Source organism: Aliidiomarina iranensis, from assembly GCF_003987135.1.
Lineage (GTDB): Bacteria > Pseudomonadota > Gammaproteobacteria > Enterobacterales > Alteromonadaceae > Aliidiomarina > Aliidiomarina iranensis.
Genome location: NZ_PIPJ01000002.1, coordinates 1 through 23,027 on the forward strand (window position 1 = coordinate 1; position 23,027 = coordinate 23,027).

The 23,027-nt window shown below is 46.5% G+C and carries 26 protein-coding genes and 1 pseudogene; 11 read left to right on the forward strand and 16 right to left on the reverse strand.

Annotated features, from left to right (window positions below):
* Positions 1 to 155 precede the first annotated feature (155 nt).
* From CWE08_RS03145 to CWE08_RS03170, 6 genes are all read right to left on the reverse strand, one after another.
* Entirely contained in the window at positions 156 to 1,187 is a 1,032-nt protein-coding gene (locus tag CWE08_RS03145) for a saccharopine dehydrogenase family protein (protein WP_126765560.1), read from the reverse strand.
* Positions 1,184 to 1,651 carry a ferric iron uptake transcriptional regulator gene (gene fur, locus CWE08_RS03150; protein WP_126765562.1) on the reverse strand — a complete coding sequence of 156 codons (468 nt, stop codon included), beginning with the start codon at positions 1,649 to 1,651 and terminating at the stop codon, positions 1,184 to 1,186. Before fur ends, CWE08_RS03145 begins: the two co-directional genes overlap by 4 nt.
* A 67-nt stretch (positions 1,652 to 1,718) precedes the next feature.
* Positions 1,719 to 2,243: a flavodoxin FldA gene (fldA, locus tag CWE08_RS03155; RefSeq protein WP_126765564.1), complete on the reverse strand. Its 525-nt coding sequence runs from the start codon at positions 2,241 to 2,243 to the stop codon at positions 1,719 to 1,721.
* A gap of 69 nt (positions 2,244 to 2,312) precedes the next feature.
* A complete protein-coding gene (gene ybfE, locus CWE08_RS03160; protein ID WP_126765566.1) occupies positions 2,313 to 2,591 on the reverse strand; it encodes a LexA regulated protein in 279 nt (92 codons plus the stop codon).
* Positions 2,592 to 2,603: 12 nt separating this feature from the next.
* Positions 2,604 to 2,822, reverse strand: a complete 219-nt coding sequence (locus CWE08_RS03165) for a DUF2788 domain-containing protein (RefSeq protein ID WP_126765568.1) — start codon at positions 2,820 to 2,822, stop codon at positions 2,604 to 2,606.
* 139 nt (positions 2,823 to 2,961) lie between these two features.
* Complete coding sequence (locus tag CWE08_RS03170; RefSeq protein ID WP_126765570.1) at positions 2,962 to 3,774, reverse strand: alpha/beta fold hydrolase; 813 nt, start codon at positions 3,772 to 3,774, stop codon at positions 2,962 to 2,964.
* Positions 3,775 to 4,029: 255 nt separating this feature from the next.
* On the opposite strand from CWE08_RS03170, the gene seqA reads away from it, so the two are divergent.
* Complete coding sequence (gene seqA / locus CWE08_RS03175) at positions 4,030 to 4,584, forward strand: replication initiation negative regulator SeqA (RefSeq protein WP_126765572.1); 555 nt, start codon at positions 4,030 to 4,032, stop codon at positions 4,582 to 4,584.
* The gene (gene pgm, locus CWE08_RS03180; RefSeq protein WP_126765574.1) at positions 4,581 to 6,215 is read left to right on the forward strand and encodes a phosphoglucomutase (alpha-D-glucose-1,6-bisphosphate-dependent); all 1,635 of its coding nucleotides are present in this window, start codon (positions 4,581 to 4,583) and stop codon (positions 6,213 to 6,215) included. Before seqA ends, pgm begins: the two co-directional genes overlap by 4 nt.
* Before the next feature lie 75 nt (positions 6,216 to 6,290).
* Here pgm and CWE08_RS03185 read toward each other — a convergent pair whose 3' ends face one another.
* Complete coding sequence (locus CWE08_RS03185; protein WP_126765575.1) at positions 6,291 to 7,586, reverse strand: MFS transporter; 1,296 nt, start codon at positions 7,584 to 7,586, stop codon at positions 6,291 to 6,293.
* A gap of 164 nt (positions 7,587 to 7,750) precedes the next feature.
* Here CWE08_RS03185 and CWE08_RS03190 point away from each other — a divergent pair, with 164 nt between their 5' ends.
* Positions 7,751 to 8,935 carry a DUF2066 domain-containing protein gene (locus CWE08_RS03190; protein ID WP_157981217.1) on the forward strand — a complete coding sequence of 395 codons (1,185 nt, stop codon included), beginning with the start codon at positions 7,751 to 7,753 and terminating at the stop codon, positions 8,933 to 8,935.
* On the forward strand, positions 8,923 to 9,648 hold the full coding sequence (gene hda / locus CWE08_RS03195; RefSeq protein WP_126765578.1) for a DnaA regulatory inactivator Hda: 726 nt from the start codon (positions 8,923 to 8,925) through the stop codon (positions 9,646 to 9,648). The genes CWE08_RS03190 and hda overlap by 13 nt, the downstream gene beginning before the upstream one ends.
* A 4-nt stretch (positions 9,649 to 9,652) precedes the next feature.
* Here the strand turns inward: hda and CWE08_RS03200 are convergent, their stop codons facing one another.
* Genes CWE08_RS03200 through bepA form a run of 3 tightly spaced genes read right to left on the reverse strand, consistent with a single transcriptional unit; the run spans position 9,653 to position 11,966 of the window.
* The gene (locus CWE08_RS03200) at positions 9,653 to 10,078 is read right to left on the reverse strand and encodes a DUF2069 domain-containing protein (protein WP_126765580.1); all 426 of its coding nucleotides are present in this window, start codon (positions 10,076 to 10,078) and stop codon (positions 9,653 to 9,655) included.
* The gene (arsC, locus tag CWE08_RS03205; protein ID WP_126765582.1) at positions 10,075 to 10,431 is read right to left on the reverse strand and encodes an arsenate reductase (glutaredoxin); all 357 of its coding nucleotides are present in this window, start codon (positions 10,429 to 10,431) and stop codon (positions 10,075 to 10,077) included. Before arsC ends, CWE08_RS03200 begins: the two co-directional genes overlap by 4 nt.
* Before the next feature lie 44 nt (positions 10,432 to 10,475).
* Complete coding sequence (gene bepA / locus CWE08_RS03210; protein ID WP_126765584.1) at positions 10,476 to 11,966, reverse strand: beta-barrel assembly-enhancing protease; 1,491 nt, start codon at positions 11,964 to 11,966, stop codon at positions 10,476 to 10,478.
* 327 nt (positions 11,967 to 12,293) lie between these two features.
* Between bepA and CWE08_RS03215 the strand changes: the two genes are divergently transcribed.
* A complete protein-coding gene (locus tag CWE08_RS03215; RefSeq protein WP_126765586.1) occupies positions 12,294 to 13,394 on the forward strand; it encodes an AI-2E family transporter in 1,101 nt (366 codons plus the stop codon).
* 146 nt (positions 13,395 to 13,540) lie between these two features.
* Here the strand turns inward: CWE08_RS03215 and bcp are convergent, their stop codons facing one another.
* Positions 13,541 to 14,005 carry a thioredoxin-dependent thiol peroxidase gene (gene bcp / locus CWE08_RS03220; protein WP_126765588.1) on the reverse strand — a complete coding sequence of 155 codons (465 nt, stop codon included), beginning with the start codon at positions 14,003 to 14,005 and terminating at the stop codon, positions 13,541 to 13,543.
* A 138-nt stretch (positions 14,006 to 14,143) separates the two neighbouring features.
* On the opposite strand from bcp, the gene dapA reads away from it, so the two are divergent.
* From dapA to purC, 3 genes are read left to right on the forward strand one after another with little or no spacing between them, the layout of a single operon-like run.
* Entirely contained in the window at positions 14,144 to 15,022 is an 879-nt protein-coding gene (dapA, locus tag CWE08_RS03225) for a 4-hydroxy-tetrahydrodipicolinate synthase (protein WP_126765590.1), read from the forward strand.
* A gap of 10 nt (positions 15,023 to 15,032) precedes the next feature.
* The gene (gene bamC, locus CWE08_RS03230) at positions 15,033 to 16,151 is read left to right on the forward strand and encodes an outer membrane protein assembly factor BamC (protein ID WP_157981218.1); all 1,119 of its coding nucleotides are present in this window, start codon (positions 15,033 to 15,035) and stop codon (positions 16,149 to 16,151) included.
* 14 nt (positions 16,152 to 16,165) lie between these two features.
* Positions 16,166 to 16,879: a phosphoribosylaminoimidazolesuccinocarboxamide synthase gene (purC, locus tag CWE08_RS03235; RefSeq protein WP_126765594.1), complete on the forward strand. Its 714-nt coding sequence runs from the start codon at positions 16,166 to 16,168 to the stop codon at positions 16,877 to 16,879.
* A gap of 55 nt (positions 16,880 to 16,934) precedes the next feature.
* On the opposite strand, the gene CWE08_RS03240 is transcribed toward purC, so the two are convergent.
* From CWE08_RS03240 to CWE08_RS03255, 4 genes and pseudogenes are all read right to left on the reverse strand, one after another.
* The gene (locus CWE08_RS03240; protein ID WP_126765596.1) at positions 16,935 to 17,177 is read right to left on the reverse strand and encodes a DUF2897 family protein; all 243 of its coding nucleotides are present in this window, start codon (positions 17,175 to 17,177) and stop codon (positions 16,935 to 16,937) included.
* Positions 17,174 to 17,908 (reverse strand): M15 family metallopeptidase, encoded by a 735-nt coding sequence (locus CWE08_RS03245; RefSeq protein ID WP_126765598.1) that lies wholly within the window; start codon positions 17,906 to 17,908, stop codon positions 17,174 to 17,176. Before CWE08_RS03245 ends, CWE08_RS03240 begins: the two co-directional genes overlap by 4 nt.
* Before the next feature lie 146 nt (positions 17,909 to 18,054).
* Positions 18,055 to 19,203: pseudogene (gene dapE / locus CWE08_RS03250) on the reverse strand (succinyl-diaminopimelate desuccinylase); the annotation flags it as partial.
* Positions 19,196 to 19,546, reverse strand: coding sequence for a Spx/MgsR family RNA polymerase-binding regulatory protein (locus tag CWE08_RS03255; RefSeq protein WP_126765602.1), 351 nt, complete (start codon positions 19,544 to 19,546; stop codon positions 19,196 to 19,198). The gene CWE08_RS03255 and the pseudogene dapE, both read right to left, overlap by 8 nt.
* 356 nt (positions 19,547 to 19,902) lie before the next feature.
* Between CWE08_RS03255 and yfbV the strand changes: the two genes are divergently transcribed.
* Complete coding sequence (gene yfbV / locus CWE08_RS03260; protein WP_126765603.1) at positions 19,903 to 20,328, forward strand: terminus macrodomain insulation protein YfbV; 426 nt, start codon at positions 19,903 to 19,905, stop codon at positions 20,326 to 20,328.
* Between the two features lie 37 nt (positions 20,329 to 20,365).
* Here yfbV and xthA read toward each other — a convergent pair whose 3' ends face one another.
* On the reverse strand, positions 20,366 to 21,178 hold the full coding sequence (xthA, locus tag CWE08_RS03265; RefSeq protein ID WP_126765605.1) for an exodeoxyribonuclease III: 813 nt from the start codon (positions 21,176 to 21,178) through the stop codon (positions 20,366 to 20,368).
* Between the two features lie 267 nt (positions 21,179 to 21,445).
* On the opposite strand from xthA, the gene CWE08_RS03270 reads away from it, so the two are divergent.
* Complete coding sequence (locus CWE08_RS03270; RefSeq protein WP_126765607.1) at positions 21,446 to 22,510, forward strand: alpha/beta hydrolase; 1,065 nt, start codon at positions 21,446 to 21,448, stop codon at positions 22,508 to 22,510.
* A gap of 263 nt (positions 22,511 to 22,773) precedes the next feature.
* Positions 22,774 to 22,980, forward strand: a complete 207-nt coding sequence (locus tag CWE08_RS03275; RefSeq protein ID WP_126765609.1) for a DUF3185 family protein — start codon at positions 22,774 to 22,776, stop codon at positions 22,978 to 22,980.
* Positions 22,981 to 23,027 lie beyond the last annotated feature (47 nt).

Consider the following 23,027-nt stretch of genomic DNA (forward strand, 5'->3'; position numbering starts at 1 on the left):
CTTTCAAAACTTTAAGGATCTGTGTTTCAGTAAAACGTGATTTACGCATTATCTTGTCTCCGTGGTTAAGACTATTATCCACAGACACACTAAAAAATCACTGGTACTATTTTAAGGGATGTTTACAGCAGCACCAAGCAAAGAAACTGAACCGGTTATTTATACAAAAACAGCTCTACTAAATCGGCCCCGTAAAGCTTGGAAGGCGTGCTAAAACCAGCGGTTGGGTTGCTGCTTAAAACATGCTTTGCCATAGTAACTGCGCCTTTTGCCGTGAGCGTGTAGCCGTTTAAAACTTGCTTGCGCATGGTTTCAGTATCGCCTTTGGCATTTTTCGCTTCACCCCACACCCAAGTGTAATACTTCTCACGCTCTTCATCTTTCGGGCCGGCTGGTTGTGAATCAATTTTTTTCATCAACCAATTTTTCATGAATTCCATTCGAAATAGCCAACGGAACCAATTCATCTTGCGCATACGGCTTACCAATTTCGGGCTGGCGGGTATAAAAACTTCAACATTGCCGATACCCGTGCTGTGGTATGCAGTTGAAACATCGCCCCAAGGAATTGTCATAGCGAGCTTTTCGCCACCACCAAAATCAATCTTTTTCGATTTGTAAGCCAGCGGAACACTGGTGATCTTACCGTTTTTACGCACTGCACCACCTTCACCAATACGCCGGGCACTTGTTTTCGCGGTGCCACGGCTCATGCGAGAGCGTGAATCGAAACCAAGTTGCAAGTGTGTTGCATCGGGGAGTTTGGCTTTTAACTGAGCGGCTACGCAATCGGTTGGAATAACATCGAAGCCTACGCCAGGGCACAGCACAACACCGGCTGCTTTTGCCTGTTCATGGAAGCTAAATGCGAGTTCAAAAATATCAAGCTCACCGGTAATATCCAAATAATGCGTTTTACTTTGGATGCAGGCTTTCATCATGATTTCGGCAGTGAGTTCAAACGGCCCTGCGCAGTGGATTACTAAATCGACATCAGCGAGTTCAGCCGCTACTTGCTCTACTGAATCAAGCGAAAATGATTTATGTGCTAAACCGAGTTCCTTGCCGAGAGCAGCTACTTTTTCTGGGTTGCGCCCGGCTAAAAGCGGTTGTTCGTTTTGCGCTACGGCTTCTTTTGCAATTAGTTCGCCGGTGTACCCGGTTGCGCCATAAATCATATATTTCATTGTGATAACTCGATTCGTTGGTGTTTGGCTTCATCGGTATTGTGCTCACAACTATCCGGCTTTTTGCATTCGCCATATAAATAGAGGCTATGATTTGTAAGCTTAATACCATGTTCTTTGGCAACTGATAGCTGGCGGCGCTCGATGGTTTCATCTTCAAATTCAATCACTCGGCCGCAGGTTAAGCAAACAAGGTGATCGTGATGATCTTTTGCGCTGAGTTCGAATACTGAGCGGCCGCCTTCAAAATGGTGGCGAGTTACAATACCGGCGTCGTCGAATTGGTTGAGCACGCGATAAACCGTTGCTAACCCTACCTCGTCGCCTTGCTCGAGGAGAATTTTGAACACATCTTCGGCACTGATATGCTGGTGATCAGGGTTTTTCATCACTTCCAGAATCTTAATTCGAGGTGATGTAACTTTTAAACCGGCTTGTTTTAATTGAACATCAGCATTGCTCATTTCAGTTCCTCTTTAATAACAATCTGGCAACGATTATAGCCACATCTTGCCGTGGAATGAAATGGGCTTAGGCGAGTTGATCTAGGCCCATCTCATCGCGTAACTGCGCACACCACTGTTCAACGCGCTCTTTGGTTAACTCGGGCTGCCGATCTTCATCGATTCCTAAACCAACGAAGTGGTTAGCATCGGCCATACCCTTTGATTCTTCGAAATGATAACTTTCGGTTGGCCAGTGGCCAATAATAATGCCACCACGTGCTTCTACGATATCGCGGATCATGCCCATGGCATCAAGAAAATACTCGGCATAATCTTCTTGGTCGCCGCAGCCAAATATGGCCACGATTTTGCCTTCAAAATCTATTTCTTCAAGTTCGGGAAAGAAATCGTCCCAATCGCACTGTGCTTCACCGTAATACCATGTTGGGATACCAAACATGAGCAAATCGTATTCAGCGATTTCTTCTTTACTTGATTTAGCAATATCTTGCACATCAATCAGGTGCTTGCCTAATTCTTTTTGAATCATGTGAGCAACGGCTTCGGTATTACCGGTATCGCTGCCAAAGAATAATCCAACAGTTGCCATAATTAAGTTGTTCCAATCTGCTTATAGTGGATAAATGTGTATATCAAAATTTGTATGCTTTAAATGCCGCTAGCGCTTGTCAGCCAAAGCTTGCTTTAACAAACGTTCAATTAACGCGTTACGGCTGATGCCGAGAGCTTCCGAACGCTCATGTAGCTCTTCATACATGGAGGCCGCGATTTTTAATTCAACTCGCTTAAGCCCTTTTTCCTTATCTCGCCTTAATTGCCGGCGCTTGTTTAAGCGCATTTGCTCTTCGCGTGATAAGGGGTTGCTTCGCGGGCGCCCCGGGCGCCGCTCACTTTGAAATAGATCTGGCGTGATTTTATCACTTGCTTCTTTCGCCATAGGGTTCAGCTCTTATTGCAAATTAGCTTCAATCACAAACTGAATCACGCCTTTTGCTAAGAACCCAGCCATTCCTAGAAAGAGCACAAGCCAAACGGCCCAGCGGCCAAACTTTGGCACGTCGCCTTTCTTTAATACATCATGAATAGCTAAGCCGATCAGTAAAAACAACACCGCAATGGCGAGGTTTGTCATGAGCGCTTCGATTTGTTCGAAATTTTCAGCAAACATTTGAATTCCTATTGCTCTGGCAAAGGCGGCTGTACACTAGCATAAAGTGTTGTTTTCCGCGAGTATTGCAGCCTCTAGTATACGTAATAACGCAGTGCAAAAGTGTTAAATTTTGGTGCGAATTTGGCATCAAATGATTTTAGCTATTCGTAACCTCAGAGCCGAAGTTTTCTTCAAGAAAACGTTCCACCAAGCCGTTAAACACCGCCGGCTTCTCTGCGTGCAACCAATGCCCGGTACCATTAATTGTTTTTGATTCTGCCTGTGGAAAGCGATTAAGAATGGCATCGCGATGCTCTGCTTGAATATAATCGGAATCACCACCACGAATAAAAAGAACAGGCGCATCAAATTGGCCTTGCTGAGCCGGCTCGCCAATTAAATCTTCGTAGCAATTACGCAAGCCTTCGATATTCATTCGCCATTGCCATTTATTGTTTTCTTTGTATAAGTTTTTCAAGAGAAACTGGCGAACACCCTTTTCAGATATTGCATCAGCTAGCGCTTTATCGGCCTCTTGCCGGCTTTTTATTGCGCTAATATCCAGTGCTTCCAGCGCATCAAGAATACTGTTGTGGCTGGGTTCATACGCAACAGGTGCAATATCCGCGATAATAAGTGAATGCACTCTATCTGGGTGTTCAAGGGCAAATTCCATGGCTACTTTGCCACCCAAGGAATGCCCGAGTATGTGCGCCTTGCTGATTTCTAATTTATCCAGTAACGCTTCGATATCGGCGGCCATTTCCATGAATGTCATGGTTTCACACCATGGCGATTCACCATGATTACGTAGATCAATATTCACCACATGATAAGCGCTCTGTAATGCCCGGCTGATACTTTTTAGGTTATCAAGGTCGCCAAACAAGCCATGAATTAACACTACGGTATCTGCCGTTGATTCTTTCGCGGTTGTTATTTCATAGTTTAATTGAATTGCATCGGCCATTATTTCCCCTCGGCTTGTAGAGTACATGCAAAAGTACGTTATTCTCCCTCAGGTGGTTCATGGGTGCAAATTTACGTACGCTCTCGCCACCGTTGCTAGCCGATGAATGGAGTAGCTTATGGATAATGCCAGTTAGGCTGGATTGCGATAGAGCCATTACATGGGCACGATAAACGGTTATAATGCTTTTTTAGGTTCGTATTTAGGTACGCAGTTAGCCTATTATTCCTTCACGTTGTTTTTGAGCCCGAAATTATGAAAAAAATTGATATCGACGACGAACTTTACACCTATATTGCCTCGCATACGCAACATATAGGTGAGAGTGCATCAAGTATTTTACGCCGGCTGCTCGGCTTTTCTGCAGATAGCAGCGATGTTGGTGGTTTCTCTCCAGCACACGTGGCTTTAGGCTCGGATTCAGGCTCAGCCTCTGGTAATGATGAGTTGGCGCGTGGGATGTCGGGTAGCCGAACTGTATTTGATATTCTCACACTGGCGGATTTAGCGAATCAGAAAGGCGCAGTGGGGCGGTTCTTGTTTATCCTCTCTATGTTGCATCGCTGCCATAGCCAAGATTTCCCGCAGGTGTTGGATATTCGTGGCCGTAATCGTTTGTATTTCGCCGCATCAGAGGCGCAATTGTTAGCGGCGGGCAACAGTACCAATCCCAAGCAAATTCCGGACACAGCTTTTTGGGTAGTAACCAACAACAACACAACGAAGAAGAAATCAATTCTCACTGAAGTAGCATTAGAGCTGGGTTATAGCGCTAGTGATGCCGAAAAAATTAGAGATTTTTTATCATGAGTAAACACCCGCGTGCTGGCCAACCAGCCTTACTGAGCGATTTATGTAATATTCCAGCGCTCATGTCGGCTTACTATGTAAATGAACCTAACCCTGGTAAGCCGGCTCAACAAGTGAGCTTTGGTACCTCGGGGCATCGCGGCAGTTCACTAAAACATTCGTTTAACGAAGCGCATATTTTGGCGATCAGCCAGGCTATCGTGGCGTATCGTGAAGAGCAGGGCATTACTGGGCCTTTGATGTTAGGCAAAGATACCCATGCGTTATCGGAAGCTGCTTTTATCAGTGCTTTGGAAGTATTTGTTGGTAATGGCGTGGAAGTGCATATTCAAGCCGATGTGGGATACACACCTACACCCGTAATCAGCCACGCAATTATTAGTTACAACAAAGGCCGTAGTTCTGGTTTTGCCGATGGTGTGGTTATTACACCATCCCATAACCCACCGCAGGATGGGGGATTCAAATACAACCCGCCCCACGGCGGCCCGGCTGATGGCGATGTAACGAAAACAATTGAAAAGTATGCGAACGCTATTTTAAGTGCAGAACTGATTGGTGTGAACGTTGTTTCTTTCGCCCAAGCGAAGAAATCTAAGCGGGTGAAAAAGCGCGATTGGCTGAATGAATATGTAGCGGCGCTAAACGATGTGGTGGATATGCAGGCCATTGCCAAGGCAAACTTGCGCGTAGGCGTTGATGCTATGGGCGGTTCCGGCGGTGCGTATTGGCAAGCGATTGCCGATCAATACGAATTACCCTTCGATATATTGAATAATGTGGCCGATCCTACCTTTCGGTTTATGAGTTTAGATAAAGATGGCGCGATTCGAATGGATTGCTCATCACCCGATGCCATGGCCGGCTTATTAGCTCTTAAAGATAATTATGATTTAGCGGTTGGCAACGATCCTGATTATGATCGCCATGGCATTGTAACGCCTGATGGTTTAATGAATCCAAATCACTTTTTAGCGGTTGCTATCGATTATTTAGCTCGCTATCGGAATTGGGGCCAAGACGTAGCGATTGGTAAAACATTAGTTTCTAGTGCCATGATTGATCGGGTAGTAGCGGGGGTTGGCTTATCGCTTATGGAAGTGCCGGTTGGCTTCAAATGGTTCGCTGCCGGCCTTGCTGATGGTTCCCTTGCCTTTGCTGGTGAAGAGAGTGCCGGTGCCAGTTTCTTAAATAGGGCGGGCGAGGCGTGGAGCACTGATAAAGATGGCATCATTATGTGCTTGTTAGCGATGGAAATTCAGGCTGTTACGGGCAAATCACCCAGTGAATATTATCGTGAGCTAGAGGCGAAGTATGGCACCTCGAGTTATGCGCGTATTGATTGCCAAGCCACTCCCGAGCAAATGGCCGCTTTTGCAGATTTAGCTGCGAACCCACCCATGTTAGAAGCGTTTGCTGGTGAAACGGTTACTTCGGTGCTGAGCAAAGCGCCCGGCAATAATGCAGGGTTCGGGGGCATTAAAGTTACCACCGAAAATGGTTGGTTTGCAGTGCGCCCTTCGGGTACTGAACCGGTGTATAAAATTTATGCCGAAAGTTTAACCGGGCCCGAGCATCTTGCGCAAATACAAGGTGAAGCCCAAGCATTGTTGGCTACTTGGTTGGCATAATTCGATAGTTACCAAGGCATTGCTCAGCGCACTGGCAACAGCGCGCTGAGCTGCTTTTCAACTATCTTGAAGCAATTAAACCACACCATTGGAGCCGGGTTTTACAGGGATATTCCCGCTTGGCTCTTCGAAATCCTCGTTCGCTTCTTCTACGATACTGGCAAACAATTCTTCTGATAACTGCGATGGTGCCAGCGCGGTAAGCGGTGAATGTACCTGCTCGGCAGCTTTGGCGCGCTGAGTAACCCGATAAAATGCATACACGGCTACAACGAAAGTGAAACTGGCCATAACCGCAAAAAACATATAAATCGCGCCAAATTGCATAAGCGCCGCGGCCAAGGGTGCCCCGATAATGGCGCCGATGCCACCCACCTTAATAATCGCGCCGGTAGCACCAATCATTTGGTCTTTATCTAAGTAATCGTTCGTGTGCGCCATGGCCAATGAATAAAGCGGCAGCAATGCGCCACCAAGCAACGCCATGACTACAAACACCAAGATGGGTTGGCTGCCAGGAATGAATGCAAGCAATACCGCGAGAATTGAAGCGGCGAGGGCACAGAAGGCCAAAACTATTCGCCGATCATAGCGGTCGGATAGTAAACCAATGGGCGTTTGCGCCAGCATGCCACCAAAAATAAAAGCAGCCATAAAGATAGTTACTTGGCTCACCGAAAGCCCAATTTGCGTGGCGTAAACGGGGCCCACACCGTAAAACATAGCGCTACAAGCTTGCACGATAAACGCGGTTGCGATGCCGAGCGGCGCTTGTTCGATGAGAAACTTTAAAGGCACTTTTTTCGATTCATGGGTGGTGGGCTCCACCGTTACCGTAGCTAAAATCGGAATCAGTGAAACATTAATCAGCAGGGCAATAATGGCAAAGGGCACAAAGGTAGCAGGATCGGCAAAGCCAAGAATTAACTGCCCGGCTACTAAGCCACCGTAAATTAATACTAAATAAACCGATAACATAGCGCCACGGTTGCGATTATCGGCCATAGTATTAAGCCAACTTTCGGAAATAACGAAGAGCGCGGAGATAGCGAAGCCACTGATGAAACGCATCACAAACCAAACGATGGGGTCGATCCAAATGGCTTGCACGAGAACGGCAACCGAGGCAAGGGCGGCTAAGCCGCCAAAAGCTCGGATGTAACCTACGCGGCGGATATCTTTGGCGGCACGGGTACTGCCGAATAAGTAACCCACGAAATAAGCCGACATGATTAAACCAATGGTAACGGTTGTAAACCCTTCCATGGTGCCACGCAAACTTAAAAGCGTACTGGTCATGCCGACACATAAACCGATGAGTGTCATTGTTGAAAGCAGAGAACTGACCGCGCGGATTTGTTGTCGAAGCATGCTAAGTGGATTCCAAATAACTGGGGTGGGTGATTATGTGCATACTTTATCAGGCAAACTGAGTTTTCGCCAGAATTCCCCCAGGCTTATCCACAGGTTGTCACTTGCTCATCGCTAGAGGGATGTTTATTATCGATGCTCAACTATTATCTAAGGCGAACTTTGTGCGTTGTTTAATTCAAAATTTAATGCGGCATATTGCACTTGCAGCGATGGCAAGCGCATTGTTGTTTAGCTCTGCGGCTTTTGCGCAGGGGAATAGCCTTGGTGATCTGTTGCAAGCTGATGCGCCTGTTAACGGGCAAACTCGTGCAGAGCGGCAACGGGAGCTTCCCAATTTATTTCAACAGGTGCTGGTGCGCGTTTCAGGCACCACTCAAGTTCTAGAGAATGAGATTATTCGTAACGAAATCAGTTCTTTTAATGATTACTTGCTGCAATACGGGTATCAGAGCGCAGAAAACGTGATATCGCTGCAAGCGAGCTTTGATGAGCGCCGAGTACGTGATTTGTTGCAGCGCGCTGGTTTCCCGATATGGACGGGCGATCGCCCGCAACTTTTATTATGGGTTGCGGAAAATAACCCAGATCTCGGCGTTCGTTTAGTGCGGCGTTCAGAGCAACGCCCCTTTTTAGAAGGCCTATACAGTGAAGCGCAGCGCCGTGGCATTCGAATGTTAATGCCACTTATGGATCTTGAAGATCAAATGGCGGTGGGCGCTCGCGATGTATGGGGCCGCTTCCAACGTGAGGTATTGCAAGCTTCGCAGCGTTATCCGGTAGCAGGGGTAGTGAGTGCGCGAATGTATTCTGCGGAAATGCCGGGCTTGGAAAGCTTCGATGATCTTTCAGTAGATGCCTTCACCGATGCGCCTGATGCGGTTTCGTTAACGCCGATCGAGCCGAACCTAGTGATGGAAACCACCATTGTGATCGGCGATATGCAGTTTATTGAATATGTAACAGCCGCCGATGAGGAAACCTTAGCGCGCAACTTTGTGAATCAGGTAACGGATCGTGTGGCGGCTTTGTTTATTAGCCAATCAGATGATGGTAGCGAGTTAATCACGCTTCGTTTCAGTGGTTTTAGCGATATTGGCCAATTGTTAGCAGCGGAACAAATGTTGCAGCAACAAGGGCAGGTTTATCGGGTACACCTAGCGCAATATCAGCAAGGTATTGCTGAGTTTCACGTGCAAGTAAATGGCGGCGCTGCTTGGTTGGCGCAAGCATTGGCGTTTGAGCGCCGCGTGCAAAGAATAGCGGCTCCAGAACAGGATTTGCCAGTAGTGGATGACTTTGATACGGCCGAGCGAAAACCCACTTTGGAGTACCGATGGCTGCGTTGATGCTACAGGAACAGCAATTGCCATTACCTGTGCAACTGCCGGATCATGCACAGTTTGATAATTTTATTCTGGGAGACAACGCTGAAGCGCATGCTCATTTGGCCCGCTTAGCCATTGCCAGTTGGCAACCGCAAGCGCAATTTACGTTGCTGTTTGGTGCCAATGGGCGGGGAAAAACACATTTATTGTGTGCCCTTTGCGAAGCGTTCGCCAGCGCTGAACGTTCAAGTATTTATCTGCCTCTCGCGGAGCTTGCTAATCCACAAGCAGCGGCTGCGTTAGCGGATATCGAGCGCTATGATTTAATTGCCCTTGATGATATTCATGAGGTTGTTGCGATACCTGAGTGGGCGGAGGCGTTGTTTGCGCTTTTTAATCGCGTTATCGATAAACGCGAGGGGTATCTGGTTTGTACTTCAATGCAGAGCACAGCACGTTTATCTATCGCTTTGCCTGATTTGCGTTCGCGCTTGCAACTGGCGGTAACCTTTCATTTGAAAAGCCTTAGTGATGGCGACAAAGTTGTTGCTCTGCAACAGCACGCTAAGGCGCGTGGGTTGGAGCTTGCAGCAGATGTGGGTGATTACATGATGCAGCGCTTAAGCCGGGATATGCATCAACTTATGGCGGTGCTGGATGAGCTTGATAAAGCCTCGATGGCACGGCAGAGGCGGTTAACCTTGCCTTTTATCAAGCAAATTCTCGATTTTTAAATGGTTAATCCATCTTGCCAGCGTTGGTTACTACTTTTTCACCTTTCTTTTTCTTAATTCCCAATCCAAGTTCACGGCCTCGATACCGGGCGTAATAAGTTGCGCCGATAAACGCGCCCGTAGTGAGCAATAATTCAATGGCTGCATACCAACGCTCGCCGGGGTTAGTGTAAAGCGCGGTAAGGCTGTGCATAAAGTAAAATATCAGAATGAAGTTTGCCCAGGCATGGGTGTATGCGTTGCCTTGTAAAATACCTTTGAGTGGAAAAAGCAAGGGTACAACCCAAATAGCCATGGTGAGCCAAACGCTTAAAAATTCATTTGGCGCCAAAAAGCCGTGCCACAAAATCACGAAAATCAGTAAGCCCGGATAACAAATTAGGGTTAGCTTGCGATGAAAGCTGGCTGTTTTCAAGAAATCTGTATTCACAATAGCTCCAATACCGCTTCAGGCGGGCGGCCGATACGCGCATGTTGATCGCTCTCACGCACAACAATAGGGCGCTCAAGTAATTTTGGGTGTTCGCTGACGATCTCAGCTAAGGCTTCATCAGTGCCAGTGAAGCCTTTAAGATGCAGCGCTTTGTATTCATCTTCTTTATGACGCAGAAAATCAGCCACAGGAAGCCCTAAACCTTTGCTAAGTGCAAGCACGGTGGCTGCGCTCGGCGGAGTTTTTAGATACTCAACAATATGGGGTTGAATACCTTTTTCTTCTAGCAGCTTTAGTGTTTCCCGGCTCTTCGAGCAACGAGGGTTGTGGTAAATCGTATAGGCAGCCATGGTTTCTCCGTAATTCGCAGGGTGCGAACTCTACAAGGTTTTCATTAAATGTCAAAAACTCGGTTCCGTTCAGCCTCAAGCGAACGCATTTGGAAAATTCGAGCTTGGATACGCTGGCGGTTACTTTCATCTTTTTCATCAGTTTTTGAGTAGGCTGAATGCAATTCTTCTACCGCCATTTGGAAACTGCCGCGCAAACTGTGTAATTCAGCTTGTGCCTCATGTAATGCTACCGAATTCCCAGCGCGCTGATGCAAATCAATGAGCATCTGATAAGCCACAACATCGGTACGATTTTGCGTTATGTAATCATTTAAAATATTGCGCACTAAGCTATATTCACCCGCCTCAATGCCTGCGTAGGCTAAATTCAGCGTAACAACTTGATTATTTGGCCGGCGCATATATTCTCGCGTTAACCATTTAACCGCCTCAGTTGAGCGCTCCAAACCCAATAAAACATCAGTTTTGGTATCTAAATAAAACAAATTGAACGGCTCGATCGCTATTAAGGCATCGATGATCTCATTAGCTTCTTCATAGCGCTCAAGCTCAAATAATGTGAGCGCACGGCCATATTGTGCAGCCTGTGTTTTGTGCGGATGACTAGCATTACGCTCATCGCGCTCGAAATCCAATAGCAAATCACGAGCTTGCCGCGTGCCATAACGCACTAAAACTCGGGAACGCGCTAATTCGAAATCGAGCACAGGTGGCAAGTTCACCGCACCTAACGCTTGCGCGCGTGAGCGTGTATCGGCAATGCGCGATTCTGGCAGTGGGTGCGTTACCAAAAATTGCGGAACCTGAGTAGCAAAACGATAGCGATCTTGCAGCTTCGTAAAAAATCGTGGCGCGCCTTCGGGGTCATATCCTGCTCTAGCAAGAGCCGCCATACCCACGCGGTCGGCTTCGCGCTCGAATTGCCGGGTATAGTTGATCTGCCGTTGTTGCGCTCCAGCCATACCTGTGGATAGCACAGCCATACCAAGCGTAGGGTTGATTAACCCAACTACGATACCCCCTAACATCTGCGCTAAGGTTAAAGGGGCTGCTGCTGTCATGCGCTCCATATTCCGAGCTATATGGCGTTGGGTAACGTGAGCAATTTCGTGAGCCAGAACAGCCGCCATCTCAGATTCATCTGAGGCTTCGAGTAAAAGGCCCGTGTGCATGCCCACATTGCCACCGAGAAAGGCGAAGGCATTAATACTGTTATCCCGCACCCAAAAGAATTGAAAAGGATATTGCACGTTATCGGCATGGCGAACTAAACGGTTACCAACGGTATTGAGGTATTCTTTAAGCACAGGATCTTCAACAATCGGGGCAAGGCGGCGAATTTCGCGTAAATAGTGTTCACCGTACAAGCGTTCGCGCTCGATGGACATAAACGCGCCACCCGCCGTTCCAATGGTGGGCACCTCTGTGCGGCTTTGAGCTTGTGCACTGTGAATACTGCTAGTGCCAACACTGAAGGCGAAAAGTGCTGAACACGTGAGGGCTACGCTAATCCTGGGCAACGTTTTTAACATTGATGCTTACTACTCCATGGCCTAGCAATTTCTGTAACTGTGCCTTAAGCCTAACGAACGAATTGAATATTGTATATTACATGAGATTGTAAAATTTGGGTCAGGTTCCCTTGCGAAAGGATTAAATCACTGCATAAGTAATCTCATCATTTACGCTACAGGAAGTTTCCTTACACCAGCTTTAATAGCATAACAGCAACTAGCTTGATATTATGAGCGGGTAGCTTTGAGGTGATTTTAAGGCCTCGTATTCGAGCCACAAATGAAACGCTAAATTATGAAGTAAGTGCATCATTCTTTTCCAACTTTTGGAGCGAACAGATAGCCATGCTGGGATATTTACGAAACTGGTTTCAACGCCGATTCTCGGATCCAAATGCGGTAACGCTGACACTGCTTTTGGTCATAAGTTTTGCCATTATTATGTTTGCAGGGCAAATCTTGGCTCCGATCTTAGTGGCTATTGCTCTTGCATATTTGCTCGAGTGGCCAGTGGCGCGGTTGCAAAGTGTTGGCTTAGGGCGGCTCTATGCGGTTCTTATTGTGTTTTTGCTATTTATCAGTTTTGCTTTGCTGCTGGTATTTTTCTTGGTGCCAGTAATTTGGCAACAGGGTGTAAATTTACTCAGCGAGCTGCCGCTGATTGCGCAAGCGTGGCGCGATTTAATGGAAAGCGCGGAAGAAATAGCGCCGGCGTTCATAGACGGCTCGCAAATTCAAATGTTCACCGACAAGGTAAACGATCGCTTATTGCAGTTCGGGCAAAGCATTCTTGAACGTTCTTGGAATACGATTGTGCTTCTTGCAGTGTTCTTGGTTTACATGATTATTGTGCCGCTGTTGGTATTTTTTATGTTGAAAGATAAAGCTTTGCTGCTTTCACATTTCAGCCGAGTATTGCCGGAACAGCGCCGTTTGATAAGCCAAGTTGGCACGGAAATGAACTCTCAGATCATGAATTATATCCGCGGGAAATCAGCGGAAATTGTAATTGTGGGTGTAGTTACCTTTATTACCTTTAGCTTTTTTGATTTACGTTACTCGGCATTGCTTGCAACCCTAGTGGGGCTATCGGTACTGGTGCCTTACATTGGTGCTGCGGTGGTTACTATCCCAGTGGCACTTGTAGGCTTGTTCCAATTTGGTATTTCGCCCATTCTATTTTGGTTAATTTTTGCTTACTTAGTGATTCAGGCGCTTGATGGCAATGTGCTGGTGCCGATTTTATTCTCTGAGGCGGTGAGCTTGAACCCCGTTTACATCATAGGCGCAGTGCTTATCTTTGGTGGTATCTGGGGATTTTGGGGCGTGTTCTTCGCGATTCCGTTGGCAAGTTTAGTGAAAGCGGTGATTACGGCATTATCGCACCAAGGTGAACATGTGGATGAACAGCCCACCGAGCCCACAGGTGCTGATTTAGCCGAGTAGGGTGCAAAGTGGTTAAAAAACGGCTAACCAACCAATCTATTGAGTGAGCCGGCGAATGTTTGTGCGCTAAGAAATAAACCGCCAGTTGGCGGTTTATTTGTGAACGGCGTTGTTAACTTTACCCTAAGGCTACGTTTACCCAGCTTTTACGCTAAGGCGTTGAGCACTACTTCGTGGTGATCTTTGGTTTTGAACTTATCAAACACCTTGGCTACTTTGCCATCTTTGCTAATTAAAAAGCTGATACGGTGAATGCCATCATATTCACGGCCCATAAATTTCTTTGGCCCCCAAACACCAAACGCATTAGCCACCTCATTTTGCTCATCTGCAAGTAAGGTGAAATTAAGCTCATCGCGCTCGGTAAACTTGGCCAAACGTTTCGGCGCATCGGGGCTAATACCCACAACGGTAACGCCTTTTTCGGCTAGTTCATCGCGCTTATCACGTAGGTTTTGTGCTTGTACCGTGCAACCTGGTGTCATTGCTTTTGGGTAGAAATAAACCAGTACCTGCGCCGATTTCAACAAATCAGCCAAACTAACCGCTTCGCCGTTTTGATCGGGAAGGGTAAACATAGGCACTTTATCGCCAGCTTGTAATGTTTTCATTAGATTAGCTCCATGTTCTGAATTAGTTAATGTACAGTTCTATGAAACCATAGTTTATCGTGAATCGCTAGTGCGCTGCTCTTGTCATTCAACGGCTGCACGAGTAAGATTGTGGCCTTATTTTGAAAGGGAGAATCTATGCTGACCGGCAGTATGGTGGCGCTTGTCACCCCATTTACCAGCAACGGTAACGTTGATTACAAACTTCTTGCTGAACTTGTGGAGTTTCATGTGGAGTATGGCACTGATGCCATTGTTTCTGTGGGCACTACGGGTGAATCACCCACTTTGAGCCACGATGAGCACGTTGATGTGGTTCGAGCAACAGTAGAGTTAGTTGATAAACGAATTCACGTTATTGCCGGAAATGGCTCCAACTCAACCCATGAAGCAGTTCAGCTAACCGAACGCATTGCCGTGCTCGGTGTTGATGGCTTTCTGAATGTAACGCCGTATTACAACCGGCCAAGCCGTAAAGGCTTAATTGAGCACTACCGGCATGTTAGTGAAGCCAGCGATTTACCGCAATTTTTATATAATGTGCCTGGCCGCACTGCCTGTGATATGTTGCCAGAACTGGTGGCAGAGCTTGCTGAATTCCCGAATATTATTGGTATTAAAGAAGCTACCGGTGAAATTGATAGAGTGGCGGAACTACAACGTTTGTGTGGGCCAGATTTTCTTTTGTTAAGTGGTGACGACCCAACAGCGCGTGATTTTATCCTCGCCGGTGGGCACGGGGTAATTAGCGTTACCGCTAATCTAATGCCGCAAACCATGAAGCGTATGATAGATGCTGCTCGCCGCGGCGATGTTGAGCTAGCAGCAGAGCTGGATAAGAAGTTAACTGCGTTGCATCATGCCTTGTTCATTGAAGCAAACCCGATTCCGGTAAAGTGGGCGATGGCAAGATTGGGGTGGATTCAACCGAATTATCGATTACCTCTAACAGCTCCGGAACTTGAGAACGAAAAAGTTATCGAACAAGCACTCAAAGATGCTGGATATTTACAATAACGGAGTTTTGATGAAGTTTAATAAAGTTTGGGTAGTGGCCTTAAGCGCGTTAGTGCTAAGTGGATGCGCAGCGCAACGTGATTTAGCTGAAGGTAGTTTTGATTATCTAGAAGTTGAAGATTATGGCTCGTTAAATGCTCCGGAAGGGCTCGAAGTGCCTCAGCAACGTTCTCAGTACGTTTTACCTACACTTTCAGCAGAACAGCGAGAAGGTTCTATTGGCCAAGCTGTGAGTGTACGTTCGCCTCGGCAAGTACTCACGCTGGCACCGGGAAGCCGTATCGAAGAAGGTTCAAACGAAACTCGTTTGGCTTTTGATGCAGTGGAAGGTATCAGCGATTTACCCAATTGGGTGTGGAACGGTGTTGTTGCCGTGATGGGTGAAATGGGGGCGGAAATTGTTGAAGAAAGCCCACAGGAACGTATTGTAACTGCACGCTTCACCCGCGAACACTATCAATTAGGACGGGAAGGCTTTTTTAACCGCTTACGCCGGGAACGTGATCAATACACTTCTGAGCAAGTGATTACCATAGAAATGCAAGCTGCAAGCCACCGCCGCAGTGCAGTAATCGATGCGCAAGCCTCTGAGATTGCTTGGCTTGAGAACGGTAACCCAGTTTCTTCGCAAGATACGCCAATTATGTTGCAACGGGAACTTGAAGCGGGTGTTTTGAACCAGATTTCAGCGTATTTGGCGCGTAACTACTCTGCCGATCAAATTGCTGATGCGCGCCAGGGTGTTGAAATTCGTCAAGGTGAAACAGCAGATGGCTTCTCGGCCATTGTATTTGATAGTAATTTCAACGTTGCATGGAGTTTAATGCCGGGTGTGTTAGAAAGCGTTGGTTTTGTGATTGAAGATTTTAATCAATCGGAAGGCATTTATTACACGATTTATGAGCCAGCTGGTAAACGCTCATTTTTCCAACGCTTAGCATTTTGGCGGGGAACCGAACAAGGCGAGCTGCCCATTGAATTAGGTACCGAAATCGAATTTAACGTAGATGATAGAGATGGCGTAATTTACGTGATTCCTTACATCAATGAAGAACCTGCGTCGGCAGAGAGTTTGGCAGAATGGATGCCTTCCTTCGCTCGTGCATTTCGTGAACAAACTCAAGATTAATCGAGATTAGATTGATGCAAAAACAAGAAGAGCTTTATCGGGGCAAGGCGAAAACGGTATATACCACTGACAACCCAGATTATTTGATTCTGCAATTTCGTGATGATACCTCGGCTTTTGATGGCGAGCGTATTGAGCAGTTGGCGCGAAAGGGCATGGTAAATAATAAGTTTAACTTTTTTATTATGGAGAAGTTGGCGGCGGCGGGCATTCCTACGCAAATGGAATCACTGCTTTCTGATACCGAATCTGTGGTAAAGAAACTCGATATGATTCCGGTTGAATGCGTTGTTCGTAATATTGCCGCGGGTTCACTTGTGCGCCGGTTGGGTGTAGAAGAGGGGATTACTCTGAACCCGCCAACCTTCGAATTTTTTTTGAAAAACGATGCATTGCACGATCCGATGGTAAACGAAAGCCACGCTGTTGCCTTTGGTTGGGCCACAGAAGCGCAACTGGCCGAAATGAAGCGCCTAACGTTTGCGGTGAATGAAGTGTTGCAGCCGTTATTCGCAGAGGGCGGTATGTTGCTCGTTGATTACAAATTGGAGTTCGGTGTTTTTGCTGGCCAAGTAGTGTTGGGCGATGAGTTTAGCCCCGATGGCTGCCGCTTATGGGATAGCGAAACACGTACGAAGCTAGATAAAGATCGCTTTCGCCAAGGCCTTGGCGGTGTAGTAGAAGCCTACGAAGAAGTAGGTAAACGCTTAGGTGTGCAATTCGATTAAACGCGAAATTCTACAAAATCGTAAAAATAAAGTAGCGCTTAACTAATGTTTAGCGCTATTTTTTTGTTTCATCGGTTTCATCGGTTTCATCTTTGTTTTGTTTTTCACCCCAATCATCATCTTCCCAATTATTTTCATCCCACTCATCGCTTTGCCAATCTTTTACCTTTTTTCCCTGTTTGTTCAGGATATCGGGCATTTTCATATTCGCGGTTTTTTTCACCAACATTACATTGCTGAAAATAACCGCGAGGGCTAATACAATAATTAAGATAACGGCCCACAATGGCATTGTCATAAGGCTATCTCTTTAGGTGGTGATTCCACCTGTAAGCTGTAGCGTTGAATGATACTTGCGAGTTGTTCACTAATTAGCGAAAAACCGGCCAGTTCTTGGCTATGGAGAAAATCACGAAGATAGCCAATTTGCTCCGGTTGCCCCCATAATGCCTGAAATTCTGCGGCAAGTGGCGCATAGCTAAGATGCCATGGTTCTGCGGCTACGCCATTGCCGCGGCCTTGATAGGGCCAGTAGAAACCATAATTTGGTGCATGCTTCAGCAACCATTGATACAGGGCATGACATGGCCCATTGGGCTGGTATTCACTGCTCAATAACTGCAAGGTTCGATTGTTTTCCTGAAAGGGTGGAAACTCGCCTTCATCAAAGAAATCAAAATCTGTGCCCCAGTGGTGGCGGCTTGTGCCCGGTAAAGCCGACCAATGCAGAATCTGTTCCAAAGCTCGGCTACTTTCATCGCTGGCATTGAGCTTTTTGTTCCAAATAGTTTTTTGCCGCTGAAAATCACGAAATCCGCTGGCAACCTGTAAGCGAAACCCTGCTGCAGATGCGGCTTCTCGCATCTGTTCATAGGCGTTGATAGCTGCAGGTTGTAGCTTAACCTTACTGGATACAGCCGAGGCGAGCGATACCACATGCGCATCGGTGGCACCGAGCAATTGCTCGCGAGTAACGGCCGCTTTTGCTCTCGCTAGCGCACTGGTTTGTTCGCCTCGCTTATCTTTCATGGGCCTGAATGCCCGAAGCTAGGCGAATTTTTATCTCCGGAGCCCTTGATTTCGGAATCCGTTGTTCCGGAATTGTTTGCTGCTACACCACTGGCTTCGGTATCCTTGCCCCGGTGATTCCCACTGTTGGCATTTGCGCCCTCGTTCCGCACCAACATATTAAACAAGATCTGTTCGTACATATCGGTTAAATCAATTAAATCGCGATGGCTCACGTTTTCGTTAACCTTGTGAATTGTTGCATTTACCGGCCCGAGTTCGATTACCTGTGCGCCGGTAGGGGCAATAAAGCGGCCGTCCGAGGTGCCGCCGGCGGTTGAAAACTCTGGCTCGCTTCCGATTACCGTTTTAACCGCAGCGCGGGTAGCACTTACGAGTTCGCCATGATCCGTTAAGAACGGCAGGCCATTCAGTGCCCAGTTTATTTCATAAGTTAGTTCGTGCTTATCGAGTATGGCTAAAATACGTGATTTTATGGATTCAGCAGTGGATTCGGTACTGAATCTAAGGTTAAAGGCAATTTTAACCTTGCCGGGTACAACATTAGTAGCGCCAGTACCGGCCTGAATATCAACGATCTGGAAGCTGGTAGGCGGAAACGCTTCGTTACCCTCATCCCAAACTTCGGAAGCCAATTCGGCAAGGGCCGGTGCGGCTTGGTGAACTGGGTTGCGCGCTAAATGTGGGTAGGCTACGTGGCCCTGGATACCTTTTACCGTAAGATGCCCGGTTAAACTGCCACGGCGGCCATATTTCACCACATCGCCGCAGTAATTTGTGCTCGAGGGCTCACCCACTAAGCACCAAGTAATCTTTTCGTTACGCTTTTCTAGCGTTTCAATTACCTTTACAGTACCGTTAATAAACGGGCCTTCCTCGTCGCTGGTAATCAAGAAAGCAAGGCTGCCCGCATGTTCAGGGTAGTTATGCAAAAACCGTTCGGTGGCCACAATCATAGCCGCCAAACTGCCTTTCATATCAGCCGCACCGCGGCCGTAAAGTACACCTTGTTTATCCACTGGCTGAAAGGGTGGCGTATCCCAATCGTTTTCATCACCCGCGGGAACAACATCAGTGTGGCCGGCAAAACAAAAAACTGGTCCGCTTTTATTTCGGCGTGCCCACATGTTGGTAGTATCGGCAAATACCATCGACTCGATATCGAAGCCCAAGGGGGCTAAGCGCTCAGCGAGTAAATGCTGGCATGCTGCATCGTTTGGTGTTACTGAACGGCGGCTAATTAATTCGCGTGCTAAAACAAGCGTTGGGTGATCAACATCATAGGATTTATCCACCGAAACGCTCCTGCCATTCACCTTCATTAAACCCTACAGTTATCTCGCTACCTTTCACCACTATCGGCCGTTTAAGCAGCGTTGGGTTGCTTTGAATTAAATGAATAGTGCGGGGCAAAGTGAGCTCGCCCTTGTCGTCATCGGGTAATTGGCGCCACGTAGTACCGCGTTTATTTACCAGAATATCGGCGCCAACTTGGTTTAACCAATGTTCGATAGTGCTACCGGCTAATGGCGTTGTTTTCAAATCTTCAAATTGATAATTCACATCATGCTCTTTTAGCCACTTGCGTGCTTTGCGAACGGTATCGCAATTTTTTATACCGAAAACTACTATGCTCATATTCAATTCCCATTCGTATATAAAAGCTAAAATACAGGCTTACAGTGCCACAGAAGCGAAAAAAACGGAAGCTCAGCAAAGTAAACTCAACAAGGATACGTAAGCCCCGCAAATCATGCTTTCACAGTTCATAAAATATTTTATAGTGGTGTATGCGTTGAATTACCGGTGAGTTACTCAATTCCATCCACTTTTTCTGTGGATAACCTTGTTAATTAGCTGGAGTGAAGTTTCTATATCACTGAAAATAAACAATTAAATTGATTGTGCGAGTTTTCATCACATGCTGATTTTTTGATCTTATTTGCTGCTTTGTGCGAATATAGAGGTATATTTGCGAAATAGGTGGATGCTCCATGTGGAAAACTTTACAACGCGGGGCTAATTACTTAAAACTTTGGCCCAACCATGCCGTTGTTGGCAACATGCCGGAAAGCAAATTCATTCCGGCTACTAAACTAGGGATAAAACTATTGCCGTTTGCGGCTGTGGCTAATTTCTTTGTGCAATTTCAATATTTGGGAGCAGAGTTCCTACCTCAGATTCTAGGCGCATCTTTGTTTTTATTGGCCTTGCCAATTCAAGGGTACTATTGGTTAGGTAAACGTGCGCATCAGATATTGCCGCCAGCGCTAAATAGTTGGTATTTCGAACTGCAAAACAAATTAAATGCAGCGGGCGAGGATATTCGTTTGCCCGGGCATCGCAAAGGGCCGTGTTATGTGGATTTGGCGCGGGTGTTACGGAAGGCCTTGGCGGTATTGCCACCCGAGGAGCAATAACGCCAAAGCCAGTTGTTTTTTTCTAGTTTTTTGTACTTTATTCTACTTTGAAGGTGCTCCAAATCGGTGCATGATCTGAGGGTTTTTCAATGCCGCGCAGTTCATAATCGATGCCGGTATCGATACAGCGATTCGCGAGGTTCTTAGTAGCAAGAATTAAATCGATACGCAGGCCCCGGTTATCATCAAACCCGCGAGAGCGGTAATCAAACCAACTAAATTGATCATCGCGTTCTGGATGTTCAGCGCGATAGGTATCGGTGAAACCCCAATCCATTAGGCGCTGCATCCATTCCCGTTCTTCAGGCAAAAAGCTACATTTGCCCGTTTTCAACCAGCGTTTACGATTCGCTTCGCCAATACCAATATCTAAATCAGTAGATGAGATATTCACATCACCCATCAAAATTAATGGTTGCTCTGGCGATTGAGTTGTTTCTAAGTAGTGCATTAAATCCTGATAGAATTTTTCTTTCGCTGGGAACTTCAGCGGGTGATCACGCGATTCGCCCTGTGGGAAATAGCCATTCATTACGCGTATTTTTTCGCCATTCGCGCTGGTTACTGTTGCCATAATCATGCGGCGCTGAGCATCTTCCGCATCACCGGGCCAGCCATAACATACATCTTCGAAGGGCAGTTTAGTTAATAATGCCACGCCGTAATGGCCTTTTTGGCCGAAATAAAGCACTTGATAACCCATGGCTTCCACATCAGCGAGCGGAAATTGATCATCGTGTACCTTGGTTTCTTGCAGGCCGATAACATCAGGCTGATGTTTATCAATAAGCGCCTGAAGTTGATGTAAGCGTGCGCGAATTCCGTTGATATTAAAACTTATGAATTTCATAAAATTATTCTTTTTAGTGTTGATGTTTAAGAATAAACATTCTGGGTTTAGGGTTCGATGTAAGAAATTTAGTAACGAAAGAATACCATTGCCGAACAAATGTTGCAGTAGCGATGGCAACTGTACTTCAAAATCATGCAAGGTATACTAAGCGCTATCTCTTTTTCGAGATTCTTTTTTGCATTCGGTGGTGCATTTGCTAGTGCATTCGTTCATGTTTTTTAGTGCAGTGGTAAACAAACACGTTAACTAGGATTGATAGCGTTCATGATGAAATGGGCAGAAGTAAAGGCAGGTGCAAGGGCGCTTGCGCACATTCGTGAAAATGGGTTGCAGGCGAATGATGTGAGCACCTTGCTGGGAGCATCAGGCGGGCCGAAGTGGTTTGTTTTGCAGGGCTTGGATAACTTTTTATTTGCTGATTTTTTTGCCGATCGGCAGCAACCACTTAACCTTTTGGGTACATCTGCTGGCGGTTGGCGCTTTGCCAGCTTGGGCAGGAAAAATGCAGCCGAAGCGAGCGCACTATTCAGTAAGCTTTATCGCGCTACCGTTTATTCCGAAAAACCCGATATTCGAGAAATTACTGATAAAGCCATTGATTTACTGCATGAATATGTGCCCGATTCCGCGGTTGCTGAAATTTTACAGCAAGATACTTTTCGCCATCATATGATTGCGGTGCGGTGTAAAGGCTTAAACGCAGCAAATGGCCGCTTGGGGCAGGGCCTTGGTTTACTGAAAGCCGCTGGGTTAAACGCGATTTCCAGAAAAACACTGGGAAGCAGTTATGAAAGAGTGATTTTTCATCACCCGAAAGCAAACCCTATTATGGGAAAAGAATGGCGGGATTTACCAACATTGCATGTGCCCTTGAGTGAGGAAAACTTTCGGCAAGCGCTATTGGCTACTGGTTCGATACCGCTCGTTCTCGATGGTGTGCGCGATATCCCAGGAGCGCCTCCGGGTGTTTATCGAGATGGCGGTGTTACGGATTACCATTTTGATGTGCCGCTCGATGATCAAGAGGGCCTAGTGCTGTATCCACATTTTCAGCGCGAAGTGATACCGGGCTGGTTTGATAAAAATACCAAGCGGCGAACTACGGGGGCGCATTGGCCAAATGCGGTGCTGATTACACCAAGCCAAGCTTTTATTGATGCCCTACCTTACGGCAAAATTCCCGATCGTCATGATTTTGCCGATCTTGATGTTCCTGCGCGGCAAAAATTTTGGCAACAGGCCACGGATGCTGGCTATCGTTTGGCCGAGGAGGTTGCTGAGAGCATCGTAACGGGGCGGATTAAACATGATGCAGTGCTCTGGAAATGATTGAAATCGCGTTGCTGAGCTTATGAATATCGAAATTTAAACGAGTAACGCACTTGAAAAAAAGTAAAGGTGCATGAGCAAACTGGACTTTTAGTTTATTTGCTCTACGCTAAAAAGGTACTTAAAAGCAATTAGTTAAACTTACGTTAGTATTAACATAAAGTTTTTACGAGTATAAAGTTTTTGCAATAAAAAGTTTTAGAAACATAAAGTTGCTAGTTCGATAAAAAGAAAAGTTCTTAGAACTCAAAGGAGAAGTGTTCATGAATAAATTTGTATCACTCGCTATTTTAGTTGCTGGCTTAATCATTTTATATTTCGGATGGCAGGAGCGTGAATCAGCGCTAGGCCAAGCTTCAGAGGCAATTACCGGGCAACCAACCGATAATGCACTCTGGTTTTTAATCATCGGCGCGGTGCTCACTATTGTAGGGATTGGCGGTGTGCTTACCGGTTTGAAGAAAAACTAACCAAAGCAATTTTTAGGATCTGTGATTAGCGCCATGATTTGTTATCA

Excerpts from the sequence above, each read along its gene's own strand:
- ybfE (WP_126765566.1), bottom strand. The coding sequence starts at position 2,591 with ATGGCGAAAGAAGCAAGTGATAAAATCACGCCAGATCTATTTCAAAGT.
- yfbV (WP_126765603.1), top strand. The coding sequence starts at position 19,903 with ATGTGGAAAACTTTACAACGCGGGGCTAATTACTTAAAACTTTGGCCC.
- hda (WP_126765578.1), top strand. The coding sequence starts at position 8,923 with ATGGCTGCGTTGATGCTACAGGAACAGCAATTGCCATTACCTGTGCAA.
- CWE08_RS03145 (WP_126765560.1), bottom strand. The coding sequence starts at position 1,187 with ATGAAATATATGATTTATGGCGCAACCGGGTACACCGGCGAACTAATT.
- CWE08_RS03215 (WP_126765586.1), top strand. The coding sequence starts at position 12,294 with ATGCTGGGATATTTACGAAACTGGTTTCAACGCCGATTCTCGGATCCA.
- xthA (WP_126765605.1), bottom strand. The coding sequence starts at position 21,178 with ATGAAATTCATAAGTTTTAATATCAACGGAATTCGCGCACGCTTACAT.
- purC (WP_126765594.1), top strand. The coding sequence starts at position 16,166 with ATGCAAAAACAAGAAGAGCTTTATCGGGGCAAGGCGAAAACGGTATAT.
- CWE08_RS03170 (WP_126765570.1), bottom strand. The coding sequence starts at position 3,774 with ATGGCCGATGCAATTCAATTAAACTATGAAATAACAACCGCGAAAGAA.
- CWE08_RS03255 (WP_126765602.1), bottom strand. The coding sequence starts at position 19,546 with ATGAGCATAGTAGTTTTCGGTATAAAAAATTGCGATACCGTTCGCAAA.
- arsC (WP_126765582.1), bottom strand. The coding sequence starts at position 10,431 with ATGGCTGCCTATACGATTTACCACAACCCTCGTTGCTCGAAGAGCCGG.
- fur (WP_126765562.1), bottom strand. The coding sequence starts at position 1,651 with ATGAGCAATGCTGATGTTCAATTAAAACAAGCCGGTTTAAAAGTTACA.
- CWE08_RS03270 (WP_126765607.1), top strand. The coding sequence starts at position 21,446 with ATGATGAAATGGGCAGAAGTAAAGGCAGGTGCAAGGGCGCTTGCGCAC.
- dapA (WP_126765590.1), top strand. The coding sequence starts at position 14,144 with ATGCTGACCGGCAGTATGGTGGCGCTTGTCACCCCATTTACCAGCAAC.
- fldA (WP_126765564.1), bottom strand. The coding sequence starts at position 2,243 with ATGGCAACTGTTGGATTATTCTTTGGCAGCGATACCGGTAATACCGAA.
- seqA (WP_126765572.1), top strand. The coding sequence starts at position 4,030 with ATGAAAAAAATTGATATCGACGACGAACTTTACACCTATATTGCCTCG.
- CWE08_RS03165 (WP_126765568.1), bottom strand. The coding sequence starts at position 2,822 with ATGTTTGCTGAAAATTTCGAACAAATCGAAGCGCTCATGACAAACCTC.
- bcp (WP_126765588.1), bottom strand. The coding sequence starts at position 14,005 with ATGAAAACATTACAAGCTGGCGATAAAGTGCCTATGTTTACCCTTCCC.
- CWE08_RS03240 (WP_126765596.1), bottom strand. The coding sequence starts at position 17,177 with ATGACAATGCCATTGTGGGCCGTTATCTTAATTATTGTATTAGCCCTC.
- CWE08_RS03185 (WP_126765575.1), bottom strand. The coding sequence starts at position 7,586 with ATGCTTCGACAACAAATCCGCGCGGTCAGTTCTCTGCTTTCAACAATG.
- CWE08_RS03275 (WP_126765609.1), top strand. The coding sequence starts at position 22,774 with ATGAATAAATTTGTATCACTCGCTATTTTAGTTGCTGGCTTAATCATT.
- pgm (WP_126765574.1), top strand. The coding sequence starts at position 4,581 with ATGAGTAAACACCCGCGTGCTGGCCAACCAGCCTTACTGAGCGATTTA.
- bepA (WP_126765584.1), bottom strand. The coding sequence starts at position 11,966 with ATGTTAAAAACGTTGCCCAGGATTAGCGTAGCCCTCACGTGTTCAGCA.
- CWE08_RS03245 (WP_126765598.1), bottom strand. The coding sequence starts at position 17,908 with ATGAAAGATAAGCGAGGCGAACAAACCAGTGCGCTAGCGAGAGCAAAA.
- bamC (WP_157981218.1), top strand. The coding sequence starts at position 15,033 with ATGAAGTTTAATAAAGTTTGGGTAGTGGCCTTAAGCGCGTTAGTGCTA.